12 protein-coding genes and 1 pseudogene are annotated in these 13,765 nt (G+C 63.1%); 4 read left to right on the top strand and 9 right to left on the bottom strand.

Annotation, left to right across the window (positions count from 1 at the left end; all coding sequences use genetic code 11):
• Positions 1-240 precede the first annotated feature (240 nt).
• Positions 241-2,880: an aminopeptidase N gene (pepN, locus tag X727_RS148935; protein WP_023834431.1), complete on the bottom strand. Its 2,640-nt coding sequence runs from the start codon at positions 2,878-2,880 to the stop codon at positions 241-243.
• 37 nt (positions 2,881-2,917) lie between these two features.
• On the opposite strand from pepN, the gene X727_RS1000000167975 reads away from it, so the two are divergent.
• Positions 2,918-3,130, top strand: coding sequence for a hypothetical protein (locus X727_RS1000000167975; protein ID WP_155922471.1), 213 nt, complete (start codon positions 2,918-2,920; stop codon positions 3,128-3,130).
• A 170-nt stretch (positions 3,131-3,300) separates the two neighbouring features.
• Entirely contained in the window at positions 3,301-4,203 is a 903-nt protein-coding gene (locus X727_RS148940; protein WP_245274179.1) for a DMT family transporter, read from the top strand.
• A gap of 19 nt (positions 4,204-4,222) precedes the next feature.
• Here the strand turns inward: X727_RS148940 and X727_RS148945 are convergent, their stop codons facing one another.
• The 3 genes from X727_RS148945 to X727_RS148955 form a co-directional block, all read right to left on the bottom strand.
• On the bottom strand, positions 4,223-5,035 hold the full coding sequence (locus tag X727_RS148945; protein WP_023834429.1) for a helix-turn-helix transcriptional regulator: 813 nt from the start codon (positions 5,033-5,035) through the stop codon (positions 4,223-4,225).
• A gap of 225 nt (positions 5,036-5,260) precedes the next feature.
• Positions 5,261-6,139 (bottom strand): uracil-DNA glycosylase, encoded by an 879-nt coding sequence (locus tag X727_RS148950; RefSeq protein WP_023670194.1) that lies wholly within the window; start codon positions 6,137-6,139, stop codon positions 5,261-5,263.
• A 141-nt stretch (positions 6,140-6,280) separates the two neighbouring features.
• A complete protein-coding gene (locus tag X727_RS148955; protein ID WP_032889263.1) occupies positions 6,281-6,835 on the bottom strand; it encodes a hypothetical protein in 555 nt (184 codons plus the stop codon).
• 302 nt (positions 6,836-7,137) lie between these two features.
• Between X727_RS148955 and X727_RS148960 the strand changes: the two genes are divergently transcribed.
• On the top strand, positions 7,138-8,817 hold the full coding sequence (locus X727_RS148960; protein WP_023727629.1) for an electron transfer flavoprotein-ubiquinone oxidoreductase: 1,680 nt from the start codon (positions 7,138-7,140) through the stop codon (positions 8,815-8,817).
• Positions 8,818-8,960: 143 nt separating this feature from the next.
• On the top strand, positions 8,961-9,560 hold the full coding sequence (locus tag X727_RS148965) for a DUF922 domain-containing protein (protein WP_023692824.1): 600 nt from the start codon (positions 8,961-8,963) through the stop codon (positions 9,558-9,560).
• 25 nt (positions 9,561-9,585) lie between these two features.
• On the opposite strand, the gene X727_RS148970 is transcribed toward X727_RS148965, so the two are convergent.
• The 5 genes and pseudogenes from X727_RS148970 to X727_RS01000000164760 all read right to left on the bottom strand — a co-directional run bounded on the left by X727_RS148970 (position 9,586) and on the right by X727_RS01000000164760 (position 13,352).
• Entirely contained in the window at positions 9,586-10,587 is a 1,002-nt protein-coding gene (locus tag X727_RS148970; RefSeq protein WP_245274174.1) for an endonuclease/exonuclease/phosphatase family protein, read from the bottom strand.
• Between the two features lie 151 nt (positions 10,588-10,738).
• A complete protein-coding gene (locus X727_RS148975; protein WP_023731828.1) occupies positions 10,739-12,199 on the bottom strand; it encodes an AMP nucleosidase in 1,461 nt (486 codons plus the stop codon).
• A gap of 277 nt (positions 12,200-12,476) precedes the next feature.
• The gene (locus X727_RS148980) at positions 12,477-12,671 is read right to left on the bottom strand and encodes a hypothetical protein (protein ID WP_023670200.1); all 195 of its coding nucleotides are present in this window, start codon (positions 12,669-12,671) and stop codon (positions 12,477-12,479) included.
• 39 nt (positions 12,672-12,710) lie between these two features.
• Positions 12,711-12,863: a hypothetical protein gene (locus X727_RS1000000168540; protein ID WP_023670201.1), complete on the bottom strand. Its 153-nt coding sequence runs from the start codon at positions 12,861-12,863 to the stop codon at positions 12,711-12,713.
• 226 nt (positions 12,864-13,089) lie between these two features.
• Positions 13,090-13,352: pseudogene (locus X727_RS01000000164760) on the bottom strand (DUF2147 domain-containing protein).
• Between the last annotated feature and the right edge of the window lie 413 nt (positions 13,353-13,765).

Below are 13,765 nucleotides of genomic sequence, written 5' to 3'. Positions count from 1 at the left end.
AATCAAAGGTGATTCGCCTTGTCCAGAGGCGCGGCCGAAAAACATTAAAAATTGATTGAAATAACGCTGAAATCCCTCCCCTTGAGGGGAGGGTGGCCCGAAGGGCCGGGTGGGGTCCTCGGCGAAGCGCTCGACTCTCTCAATCACGGTCGAAGTTGGTCGAGGTCGCGCACTGCCGCAACGACCCCACCCGTCCATCCGCCTTCGGCGGCTGTCCACCGTCCCCTCAAGGGGGAGGGATCAGGCCAGCGTTCGCTCCACAATGTCCCGCAAATCCGCCGACAGGTTCTCGGCACCGGCGATGGCCAGCAGCGCTTCCCTGGCCTTGGCTTGCCTGCCCGGCTCCAGCGAGCGCCACGAGCGCAGCGCTGTCGCCAGCCTGGCCGCCACTTGCGGATTGCGTTTTTCAACCTCGAGTACGGTCTGGGTAAAAAACCGGTAGCCTTCGCCATCGGCGCGGTGGAAGCCGGTCTGGTTGGCGCTGGCGAATGTGCCGACCAGCGAGCGCACCCGGTTCGGATTGGCCATCGAGAAAGCTGCGTGACCAGTCAGCTCGCGTACCGTGTCGACTGTCCGGCGTCCCGGCACGCTGGCCTGGATCTGGAACCATTTGTCCATGACCAGCGGATCGGCGCCATAACGCGCCTCGAAATCGGCCAGCGCCTTGATCGCCTCCGGCGAACCGTCATGGCGGTGCGCAAGGACGGTCAGCGCTGCGGCGCGGTCGGTCATGTTGGTCGCGGTTTCGAAATGCCGGGCGGCGAGCGCAGCACCTTTCGGCAGCAGCGAGAGGTAGTCGAGCAGGATGTTGCGCAGCGCGCGGCGTCCCGCACTTGCCGCGTCAGGGCTGAACGGCCCGTCGCCGGCGAGGCGGCCGTATAGGTCGGTGAACGTTTGCTGATTGGCGCGCGCGATTGCCAGCGCCAACGCCTCGCGAGCGGCAAAGATGGCGTCGGGATCGATGTTCGTGCCGATGTCGCGGGCAATGTCGGCCTCGCCCGGAAGTGACAGCGCCAGCGCCCGGTAGGCAGGTTCCAGGGTCTCGTCGCCGGCGATCTTGCCGGCAAGTCCGGTCAGCCTGGCGGTGAAAGCCGGCTTCGCGCCGCCGAGGATCTGGCGGAAGGCCGCTATCAGCGCATCGGTGAGCAGCGTGTTGAACGCCTGCCAGCGCGCGAAGGCATCGCTGTCATGGCCGGCGAGGAAGAACTGGTCGTCGGCCTTCTGCTCGACCGAAAGTGTGATCGGCGCCGAAAAGCCGCGATTGAGCGACACCGCCGGCCGCTCGGCGACGCCTGAGAAGCGCACCATGTGACGGCGCTTGCGGATGTGGATAACGCCGTCCTCGACGGTGGCTCCCTCGACGCCATCATAGGCGACCGGCTCACCGCCCGCGCCGACCAGCCCGAAGGCGAGCGGAATGTGCATCAAGCGCTTGCGGCTCTCCGACGGTGTCGGCGGCACCGACTGCTCGATCTCAAGCGTAAACTCGCGCGTCGCCGGATTGTGCGTCGAACTGACGGTCAGGTTCGGCGTGCCCGCCTGGTGATACCAGAGCGCGAACTGCGACAGGTCGCGCCCGGAGGCGTCCTCGAACACCTTCAGGAAGTCCTCGATCGTCGCGGCCTCGCCATCATGGCGCTCGAAATAGAGGTCCATGCCGGCGCGGAAAGCCTCGGCCCCGAGGATAGTGCGGATCATGCGCACGACTTCCGAGCCTTTTTCGTAGACCGTCGCCGTGTAGAAATTGTTGATCTCGCGGTAGCGGCGCGGCCGCACCGGATGCGCCAGCGGTCCCTGGTCCTCGGGGAACTGGTGTGCCCTCAGCGTGCGCACTTCGGCGATGCGCTTGACCGCGCGCGAGCGCTGGTCGGCGGAGAATTCATGGTCGCGAAAGACCGTCAGCCCTTCCTTGAGGCAGAGCTGGAACCAGTCGCGGCAGGTGATCCTGTTGCCGGTCCAGTTGTGGAAATACTCATGCGCGATGATCGCCTCGATATTGGCGAAATCGGCATCGGTGGCGGTTTCCCGGTCGGCCAGCACATACTTGTCGTTGAAAATATTGAGGCCCTTGTTCTCCATGGCCCCCATGTTGAAGTCGGAAACGGCGACGATGTTGAAGACGTCGAGGTCGTATTCGCGGCCGAAGGCCTGCTCGTCCCATTGCATCGAGCGCTTCAGCGCATCCATGGCGTAGCCGGCAAGCCCCTCCTTGCCTGGCTCGACATAGATGCCGAGTTCGACCTCGCGCCCGGACATGGTGACGAAACTGTCCGCAACCTTGCCGAGATTGCCGGCCACGAGCGCAAACAGATAGGACGGCTTGGGGAAGGGGTCGTCCCAGACTGCAAAGTGCCAGCCGTCGGCAAGCGCGCCGCTTTCGACCGGATTGCCGTTGGAAAGCAACAGCGGCGCTTCGTCCAGCCTCGCCTCGATACGCACGGTATAGACCGACAGGATGTCGGGGCGGTCGAGGAAATAGGTGATGCGGCGAAAGCCCTCGGCCTCGCATTGCGTGCAATAGACATTGCTGGAGCGGTAGAGGCCCATCAGCGCCTCATTGCTGGCCGGCGCGATCTCGGTCTCGAGCAGCAGCTGGAAACGGGGCGGCGGCCTCAAAATGGTCAGCTGGTCCGGCGTGGCGAGATACTCGGCCGGGGCAAGCTCGCGACCGTCGATGGCAATGCGCTTGAGCACCAGGCCGTCGCCGTCCAGCACCAGCGACGTCGAGGCGGCGGCGCCATCGCGGCGTTCGATCGTCAGCACTGCGGTGACACGCGTTGCGTCTGGCGAAAGGCGGAAGGTGAGGCCGGTTTGCGGGATGGAAAAGTCGTTGGGGCGGTAGTCTTCGAGCTTGAAGACCTGGCCGGTATCGGTTCGCATTCCCTTGGGTTTCCCTGTCGCTATCGGAGCCGCTGACGTGTCCTGGCCCATTAAATCTAAAGTTGCGCGCTCTTTACACGAAACGGTCACTCGACAAAACTGCGCCAATGCCTATTTCGGGGCGTTCCCCTTCCGCCATTATCGTGAGGCCTTGATGACCGTCGTCACATCGAAGTTCGGCATGGGCGCCTGTGTACCGCGTCGTTCGACGCGCATCTCAGCGGAGATCCGGGAAGCAACAAAACAGTGAAAGCCGGGCCTGGAGACGAAGCGGGCGGGAAACTGTCCGATCATCCCGGCGCGCATCGGCCCAAAAATCAATGTCGATTTTTGGAAAGCACGATGCGCAGATTCAAAGTGTCAGAGCGTCCTTTGCGCGTCGAAGACGACGCGCGGCGCTCTAATGTTCTCACCGGGATCATGCTCAAGATCATGTCGGTGGCGGTCTTTGTCAGCATGCAAACCTGCATCAAGGCCGCCGGCACTTTGCCGGCCGGCCAGATCGTCTTCTTCCGCTCCTTCTTCGCCATCTTCCCGATCATCGTCTTCCTGGCCTTCACGAGAAAACTGGGCACGGCGTTTGCCACCAAACGCCCGCTGAACCACATCGCACGTGGTGTCGTCGGCGTCTGCGCCATGGGGCTCGGCTTCTTTGCGCTGACCCGGCTGCCGCTGCCGGAAGCGATCACGCTGAACTATGCCCAGCCTTTGCTGGTGGTGGTGTTCTCCTCGCTATTCCTCGGCGAAGCCATTCGCGTCTATCGCTGGAGCGCGGTTGCGGTCGGTCTGGTCGGCGTGCTGATCATCTCCTGGCCGGAGCTGACGCTGCTCACGTCGGGCGCCGCGCTCGGCGACCAGGAGGTGCTGGGCGTCATCGCTGCTCTTGTTTCTGCGGCAATCTCCGCCAATGCCATCCTGCTCGTGCGCAATCTGGTTCAGACCGAACGGACAGCGACCATTGTGTTGTGGTTTTCGGCGACGGCGAGCGTCATGGCGCTGTTTTCGCTGCCTTTCGGCTGGCAGGCGCTGACGCTATTGCAGACCGGCCTTCTGGTCGCCGCAGGCTTCTGCGGCGGGCTGGCGCAGATCCTGATGACGGCAGCCTATCGCCACGCCGAGGCCTCGGTGGTGGCGCCGTTCGAATACACCTCGATGATCCTCGGTGTCGTCGTCGGCTATTTCGCCTTTGGCGATATCGCCACCTTCAACACGCTCGTCGGCGGTGTGATCGTCGTTGCCGCCGGCATGTTCATCATCTGGCGCGAGCGCCAACTCGGCCTGGAACGCACCCGAACGCGCAAGGCAGCGCCACCACAGGGGTGAGGAGGTCCGCGGGGTTGGCTCAGTTAGCTTCCGCACGTTCCTTCGCCAGCCGCACCAGCACCGCTCGCGTCTGCTCGTCGGCCGGGAAGAAAGACTCGATCGCCAGTTCCGACAGCGTCACGTCAAGCGGCGTGCCGAAGACGGTGATGGTGCTGATGAAGGACAGCACCTGGTCGCCATGCGCCAGCCGCAGCGGATGGACGATGCCGTTGGGCTCGACCGGCACCGGCCGCGCACCCTTGAGCCCGGACGGATAGGTTCGCAATTCGCGCTCCAGCTCGACCAGGACGGGACCGCCGGCGGCATCGTTCTGGTGTTTCAGCCGCTCCAGCAGATGCGCCCGCCATTCCGCGAGATTGACGATGCGCGGTGCGATGCCGTTCGGGTGCAGGCTGAGGCGCAGCACATTGACCGGCGGCTGGAGCAGCGACGGCTCGGCAACATCGGCCAGAAACGGGCCGATGGCGGCATTGGCGGAAATCAGGTTCCAGTGCCGGTCGACGGCCAGGGCGGGGAACGGCTCATGCCCTTTGAGCACGCTCTCGACCGCGGCAAGCGCCGGCGCCAGCGTCGTATCTGTGAGTGGCCGCTCGCTGAAGCTCGGGGCAAAGCCGGCAGCCAGCAACAGCTGATTACGCTGCCGCAGCGGAATCTCAAGCTGCTCGGCCAGATGCAGCACCATCTCGCGCGAGGGCGCGGCGCGGCCGCTTTCGACGAAGGAGAGATGACGCTGGGAAATCTCAGCCTCCATTGCGAGATCAAGCTGGCTCATGCGCCGGCGCGTGCGCCATTCGCGGATCAGGCTGCCGGCGGAGGTTTGGACTGTTGTCATGGGAGGATGAGTAGGCCGGGGCGGGCGGTATTTCAATTACCTCTGAGGTCATTGGCGCGGTTCTCCCTTCTCCCCCTGTGGGAGAAGGTGGCCGAGCGAAGCTCGGTCGGATGAGGGGTGTTCCAGGGAACGCCAACGTCTCACTCCGCTGGAACACCCCTCATCCGTCTCGGCGCTGCGCGCCGATCCACCTTCCCCCACAAGGGTGGAAGGAAGAGGCGCGCCTCACCCCACCTCCCGCAACTTCGCCTTCACCTCGAGAAAGTCCCGCCAGGCTAGCTTCTTGTGCGCAGGGGTCCGCAAGAGATAGGCCGGGTGCAACGTCGGCATGGCCGGAATGGCAGTGCCCGACACCGTCGTGTGCACCTGCCAATTGCCGCGCAGGCGCAGGATGCCCTCGGTAGTGTTGAGCAGGGTTTTGGCCGAAGGGCCGCCGAGATTGACCAGCACCTTCGGATTGACCAGCTCTATCTGCCGCTCAATGAAGGGACGGCAGATTTCGGTCTCGTGCGGCGTCGGCGTGCGGTTGCCGGGTGGCCGCCAGGGAATGACGTTGGCGATATAGACCGAAGTCCGGTCAAGCCCGATCGCCGCCAGCATGCGGTCGAGCAGCCGGCCCGAGCGGCCGACGAAGGGCAGGCCCTCAATATCCTCGTCGCGGCCGGGCGCCTCGCCGACCAACATCACCGAACCTTCCGGATTGCCGTCGGCAAAGACCAGGTTCTTGGCGGTGAATTTGAGGTTGCAGCCATCGAACGACGCCATGTGCTGGCGCAGTTCGTCGAGCGTCGAGGCACTTGCCGCCATTTGCCGGGCCAGGGCCGCCTGTGCCTCGTCGGGCACCGTCGCCATGGCCGGAACGGAACGCGCCGGCGCGTCCGGCACCCGGCTTGCGTCCAGCCCGGGGCTGGCGGCGGCTTGTTCCGGAAACTTGTTTTCGCGAGGCGGCGCGGCAGGCGCCGTTGTGCGCTCGGGGCGCTTCGGTGCTGCCCCGGCAAACCGGTTCACCGGCGCGTCCTCCAACGCTTCGTCGACACCGGCAGAGGCGTAGAAGGCGAGCAACTCGGCTAGGTCGGATCGGTTGTTGGGGGAGGCGGCAGTCATGCCGGGCACATTCGTCCGCCGAGAGACGATTTGCAAGGTTGGGCGGTTAGTAATCTCCCCCTCAAGGAGGGAGATTACGCGCTCGTCGGCTTTCGCCAATCACGAAGGGCATTTCGTGGCGATTTTCACGGCGTCTGCCGCTTACCCCGTCGGTATCCGCGGATCCTGCACCAGATAGAACGTCCAGCGCGGCGTGTAGTCGGTGATCAGAAACTGGAAGCGTCCCCTCTTCAGCGGGTCGATCTGTCCACTCTTGAACAAGAGCCGGTCATAGGGTTCGAAATCGCGGTCGAAATCGGCGTACGCGCTCGACAGGATGTTGTCGGGCGTCTTGTTGCGCTGGTCGAAGGACAGGCCGTCGCCGAACACGCTCGGCTGGTTGAGTATCTCCTGCAGCTCGAACTGGAATTCGACCCAGGCCTGGCCGCTGTTGTTGAGCACCTCGATACGCATGTACAGGATGCCGTTGGCGAATTCGCCGTTGGTGCTGAACGGCTGGATCGGTTTGGTGGTGCGGATGGTGAGCGTCACCGGCGTCGACGAATTCAGCTCCTCGGAGATGACCAACGGATCTTCCTTGGTGCCGGTGCCCGAGGCGCCGGTGATGTGGAAACCGCCAAGCTCGTCGGAAAAGGAATAGGCGCCGGTCGCCCACACCTTCACCGGCTCGGCCTGAGCGCGAACCGGCGTAAGCATTGAAAGGGCGAGAAGGATCGCTCGGCAGGTCCGGCCGGGCGGAAGGGGGAAGCGCGTCAATGAATAGCCGGACGGCGTGCGCATGGAAATAAGTATGGCCGATAAGAGAGCCGTCGAACAATTAAAATATGGGACGCTGAGCGCGGCCGCGCGCAAAACGCTTGCGGCAGAGTTGTTATCCGCGACTTTTTGTCGAAATCGGCATTGTCACGTCAGCGCCGGTTTCCTGTCGCGGATTGATGCGCTATGCAGCGCAGGAGCCAGCAAAATGCCGGAAACGGTTGGCCAGAGCGGAGGGGTTGATGAGCGAGATCGAACGCGAGAGCATGGAATTCGACGTGGTCATCGTCGGGGCCGGCCCGGCGGGCCTTGCCGCAGCGATCCGTCTCAAGCAGGTCAATCCCGAGCTTTCCGTCGTGGTGTTGGAAAAGGGCGGCGAGGTTGGTGCCCACATTCTGTCAGGCGCCGTCGTCGATCCCATAGGCATCGACCGCCTGTTGCCGGGCTGGCGCGAGGAAGATGGCCACCCCTTCAAGACGCCGGTTACGGCCGACGATTTCCTGGTGCTCGGCCCCGCCGGCTCGTTCCGTCTGCCCAATATCCTGATGCCGCCGCTGATGAACAATCACGGCAACTACATCGTCTCGCTCGGCAATGTCTGCCGCTGGCTGGCAACCAAGGCTGAAGCGCTAGGCGTCGAAATCTATCCGGGCTTTGCTGCCGCCAGCCTCGTCTACAACGATGCCGGCGCGGTCACGGGCGTCGTCACCGGCGACATGGGCGTCGAAAAAGACGGCACACATGGCCCGGGCTTTGCGCCGGGCATGGCGCTGATGGGCAAATACGTGCTGATCGGCGAGGGCGCGCGCGGTTCGCTGTCCAAGCAGCTGATCGCAAAATACAAACTGTCCGACGGCCGTGAGCCCGGCAAGTACGGCATCGGCCTCAAGGAGCTGTGGCAGGTCAAGCCCGAGAACCACCGGCCGGGCCTGGTGCAGCACTCCTTCGGCTGGCCGCTCGACCTGAAGACAGGCGGCGGCTCCTTCCTCTACCACCTCGAGGATAACCAGGTCGCGGTCGGCTTCGTCCTGCATCTCAACTACAAGAACCCCTGGCTGTCGCCCTTCGAGGAATTCCAACGGTTCAAGACGCATCCGGCGATATCGCGCACCTTCGAGGGCGCCAAGCGCATCGGCTATGGCGCGCGCGCCATTACCGAAGGCGGCTGGCAGTCGGTGCCGAAACTCTCCTTCCCCGGCGGCGCGCTGATGGGGTGTGCGGCGGGCTTCGTCAACGTGCCGCGCATCAAGGGTTCGCACAATGCGGTGCTGTCCGGCATGCTGGCGGCCGAGCATGTCGCGCAAGCGATCGGCTCCGGCCGCGCCAATGACGAACTGTCGTCTTATGAGGACGCCTGGCGCGCGACCGATATCGGCAAGGATTTGAAGAAGGTCCGCAACGTCAAGCCGCTCTGGTCGCGCTTCGGCACCATTATCGGCGTCGGCCTCGGTGGTCTCGACATGTGGCTGAACACGCTGTTCGGCTTCTCGCCCTTCGGCACGCTGAAACATGGCAAGGCCGATTATGCCACGCTTGAGCCCGCGGCCAAGCACAAGAAGATCGCCTATCCCAAAGCGGACGGCGTGCTGACCTTCGACCGCCTGTCCTCGGTGTTCCTGTCCAACACCAATCACGAGGAAAACGAGCCGGTGCATCTCATCGTCGGCGACATGGAGTTGCAGAAGCGTTCCGAGCATGATGTCTTTGCCGGGCCTTCGACCCGCTATTGCCCGGCCGGTGTTTACGAATGGGTCGACAAGGACGGCAACGCCGCCGCCGATCCGTCTGCCAAGGATGTGCGCTTCGTCATCAACGCGCAGAACTGCGTGCACTGCAAGACCTGCGACATCAAGGATCCCAACCAGAACATCAACTGGGTGCCGCCACAAGGCGGCGAAGGCCCGGTCTATCAGGGCATGTGAGCCCCACCGACCGGGGCCGTCTCGACCAGCAAAAATGGCGGCGATGGCCGGGTTTACCAAGGCATGTAAGGCGCTCGGCGCCAAAGATTGTTGAAACCGTCGTCTGCTTGTGGTCTCATTGCCGCGTCCATGGGGAAAATGGCATGCGCGTGTTGGTCTTGTTTTGCGTCGCCGTCATAAGCGCGGCCTGCGGCGTCGTCGGGACGGCGTCGGCGGGGGTGAAAACCGTCGTCAAGACGCGAACCTATGACATCACCGGCACGACAGGTGCCGGTCTGGTTATCGCCATGAACCGCAGGGGCCCCAAGCACGGTTTCATGACCCACGCCATCGCGCAGACAAGCTACACCGCCGACTGGAGCCTGGACGTGGGTCAGGTCAACGGCGTCTGCCGCCTGCGCCAGGCCAATGGAACGCTCAACATCGCCTACACCTACCCGCGCGTCGCCTCGGCCGTCACGCCGGCGCTGCGCAAACGCTGGAACCGGTTTTTCACAGGCGTTCTCGCTCATGAAGGAACCCATGGCCGTATCGCCGGGCAGATGATGCAGGCTGCCGAGCGGTCGGTTCGCGGCCTGAAATTTGCCAACGATCCGCAATGCAACAAAACGCGCGTCGAAGCCACGCGGCGCTTGCAAGCCACTTCCAAGCTCTATGAGGCAAAACAGATCGCGTTCGACGCGCGCGAGCACAGTGAAGGCGGCCATGTCGAGCGCATCATCGAGGCCTTGGTAGGCTTGTGAAACCGTAAGCCCCGTGGCGTACGATCTAGCCGCCCATGTTGGGCTGGATCAGCGACACAGTCGCGGTAGAATCCTCGTCGACCGGCTTGGTCTCGTCGCGCATCAATGAAAATTCCACCATCACCGGCAGATGGTCGGAGCCGGTCTCTTCCATCTGCGTCGACGACAGGATGGTCACCCCGCCCTTCGAAAACACCTGGTCGATCGGCAGGCCCGCATAGCGCCGCAGGAAATCGGGCAGGGTCCGGTGGATCCAGGTCGGTCCGGCCGACGGCATCACGGTCAGTCCGCCGAGCGAGGCAACGCGCCGTACCGCGGCGCTCCACGGCACGGCATTGCAGTCGCCGGCCATGATCGCCGTCTCGCCGAGCGAGGTGAGCGTCTCGGTCAACTCGCCGATCTGCCAGTATTGTTCCTTCGGCCACGGCCAGCTCAAATGGATCGCCGCGACATCGACCGGAGTGCCGCCGAAATCGACGGTGGCGGCCGCCATCGCGCCGCGCGGTTCGCAATGCGGCTCGGTGCCGGCCGCAAAGGGTCGCCGGGACAAAAGCGCCACGCCCCACACGCCCTCGGGATGGGCGCACAGGATGCGATAGGGATAGGCGTTCTGGATATAGCCGAGTTCGGTCGCCCACATGGCCGATACTTCGTCGAGCGTGATCACGTCTGGGTTGGTCCTGGCGATCAGCGAAAGAACCTTCTTGGGTGTCGGATTGTTGAAACGCAGGTTCATCTGCAGCAGCCGGTAGACCGGTTCGTTGCCGGGCGCGGCGTCATTGGCGGCCTGCACCGGCCACAGGCGCGGCAAGGTGCTCAACGTGCTGGCGAAGGCGGCCACGGCCAGCAGCAGGCCCACGCCCGCCTGCAGGCGAAACGAGGTGGCGAGCAGCGGCAGCGCAATCAGCCCCATCAGCACGGCAAAATGGATGCGGAAATGGGCGAAGGAATCGAAGGCCGGATGCAGTGCGCCAAAGAACCCGGCTACAAGCGCGGCCGAGAGGCCGAGCATTGCCAGGAACGCCATTGAAGCCATCATCTTTCGCACGCGTGCCATCAGACCGGGTTTGCCCATAGACCGGGTAATACATTGCCGAGGTATCAGGCCTTTATCGGCTGAAATGCGGCCCAATCAAGATGACGAAACGCCTCGCGGCAAACATTTACGGCAAGCCGGTCTACTGAAAGGCCGTCTCCGAAAAGCTTCTCAGCTTGCGCGAATGCAACCGTTCCATCGGCATTTCCGCCAGCTTCTCCATCGCCTTGATGCCGATGGTCAGATGCTGCGCCACTTGCCGCTTGTAGAATTCGGTCGCCATGCCGGGCAGCTTCAACTCGCCATGCAGCGGCTTGTCGGAGACGCAAAGCAGCGTGCCGTAGGGCACGCGGAAGCGGAAGCCATTGGCGGCGATCGTGGCCGATTCCATATCGAGCGCTATGGCGCGCGACTGCGACAGCCGCTGCACCGGTCCGCGCTGGTCGCGCAGTTCCCAGTTGCGGTTGTCGATGGTGGCGACGGTGCCGGTGCGCATGATGCGCTTGAGATCGTAACCGGAAAGTCCGGTGACTTCGGCGACCGCCTCCTGCAGCGCCACCTGGATCTCGGCCAGCGGCGGTATCGGCACCCACACCGGCAGGTCATCGTCCAGCACATGGTCTTCCCGGACATAGGCATGCGCCAGCACATAGTCGCCCAGCGCCTGAGTGTTGCGCAGGCCGGCGCAATGGCCGAGCATCAGCCATGCATGTGGCCGCAGCACCGCGACATGGTCGGTGATCGTCTTGGCGTTGGACGGGCCGACGCCGATGTTGACCATGGTGATGCCGCCATGGTTCGGCTTCTTCAGATGATAGGCTGGCATCTGAGGCAGGCGCGGCGCCGCCACGCCTTCGCTGGGCGCGTTTTGCCCTGCCTTGGTGATGACATTGCCCGGTTCGACGAATTCGGTATAGCCGTGGCCGCCTTCAGCCATCTGGGCCCGCGCGCGGGCGACGAACTCGTCGATGTAGAACTGGTAGTTGGTGAACAGCACGAAGTTCTGGAAATGCTGCGGGCTGGTCGCCGTGTAGTGCGTCATGCGGTGCAGCGAATAGTCGATGCGCTGCGCCGTGAACGGCGCCAGCGGCCTTGGTTCGCCGAACGCGACCTCGAAGGTGCCGTTGGCGATCTGGTCGTCGGTGCCGTCGAGATCCGGCACGTCGAACAGGTCGCGGATCGGCCGTTTGATGCGGTCGGCGGCGGCGCCATCGACATGGGTTCCTTCAAGGAACGCGAAATGCAGCGGGATCGGCGTGGTCGATTCCGAAACCGTTACCGGCACGCCGTGATTGCGCATGATCAGGCGAAGCTGCTCTACGAGATAGCGTTCGAACAGCACCGGCTGGGTGATGGTGGTCGAGAAATGCCCGGGGGTCGGCATGTGGCCGTAGGCCTGGCGCGAGTCGATCTGGGTGAACGAATTGGTGGTGACGCCGATCTCCGGGTAGAAGGCGCGGTAGCGCTTGCTTTCGTCGCCGCCGGCGGCAAGCGTGGCAAAGGAGTCGCGCAGAAACTTGGTGTTGCGGTCGTAGAGCACCTGCAAGGCGGCCACGGCCTTTTTGGCGTCGTCGAAGCTCTGCTTGCCGAAAGGCTCCGGCATGAGGACCGATTCGATAGCTTGTGGGTAGATTCGCTTTTCCATGGCTCAATATAGAGACTTGAGGCCGCACTTGGGAGGGGAGGGTGGCCGCCAAGTGGTCGATTTATTCGTCCACGCCCAAGGTGTGCTGAGATTCAGGTAAGGCTGAGCCGGAGTCGAGGACGGGCGCGAAGCGACCAAACTGGTTGGCTTCGAGAACCGGAGCGGAGCGTACTCGAAGCATGTGAGCACCAAGGCCGCCACTTGCAGGCCGGCATCACCTTAATACCGGCACACCTTACCCGCGCTGCAGACTGACCAGCAAGACAAAGCCGACGCCATGCTTCTTCGTCGCCGGCGCGTCGATCGTCGTGTCGGCATTGGCCCGCATCATTGGCATGGCCAGGACCGGCGCCGACAGCACGACCAGGACGAGCGCCGCCCGCGGCAGGAGCCGAAGGGTCTGGAGGGCGTTGATGGCGATGCGGTTCATGGCTTTTGCTTTTCTGTTTGGATCTATGTCTTTGTCGTCTCAGGGGCGAAAATGGTTCATGCAATCGAATTGGCAGGAACTGGCTGCATCCCAGGAACGGGCCGGACGGCCGGATTCGGCCACGAGGATGGCGAAGAGCATCCCGAACAGGCTCATCAACAGGCAGACGATGGTGAAGCGGCGAGCGAGCATTTGCGGAGTGTCTCCTTGAACACGCCATCAAAATGCCCTGATGCGACTGAACCGGCGCTGATGCCGACGTTCATCTGCGGTTCAAAGTGATTGACGATGTTTTAGGGAGAGCATCGGTTCGGGTTTGCGCCGCCGCAAACGGCACGGTCGTCGCTATGGCGCGGACCGTCCTGCAAAAGAAAACGGGGCCTGTGAAGGCCCCGTTGGTCAACTCAAAGCAGCAAGATCAGAGCTTGTGCCAGGTCTGGCTCTTGCAGATCAGCCCGCCGAGCACGCAGCCGCTCATCTTGAGNCCCCGGCCGCCTTGAGCGAACCGATGGTCTTCCCGGCATATTTGCCGGTCTTCAGCGTGATGGAGAATGAACCGCTGCCGCCGATTACTGCTGTGTCGCCGGCTTGTGTCTTCCAATTGCCTTCGATCGGATCGGCCCAAGCCGCACCAGCCATCATCACGGCGGCCGCCAGGGCCAAGCTCACTTTGCGAAACATGTCTGTCCTCCCTGGTTTAGATGGGGCAGCCGCCTCTCTGCCGCTTACGCAAACGTAAGCTAATCCAGCTCCCGGCAAAACAAAAGCGTGCCGCGACGGAAGGTTTCGCAATTTTCATGCGGGGTCGGGAGAGCGCAGCCCGTGAAAATGAAACGATCGAGGCGTTGGCTTTGGTTTGCGTGGTTAGCAGAGTGTTGATCGGCGCCTTGCAAATTTTCGTCAAATCGATCGAAAAACGGCGGGATTGCTGACTTTGTATCCTTAACGAATTTCCGCGTTTACCTCTTGTTTTAGCTTTGTTTTCTCCAAATTAAGCACGCCATTTAACGACGGATTCAAGGCTCGGCCTCATTCTCGGAAGCATCGAAAGAGCGGCTCCCCAGGGAACACCGGGGGACAGAAGAGGCCCGCTC

This window comes from Mesorhizobium sp. L103C105A0 (assembly GCF_000502215.1).
Lineage (GTDB): Bacteria > Pseudomonadota > Alphaproteobacteria > Rhizobiales > Rhizobiaceae > Mesorhizobium.
The sequence above is the reverse complement of the archived record's forward strand: the minus strand, read 5'-3'. Positions and strand labels throughout refer to the sequence as shown.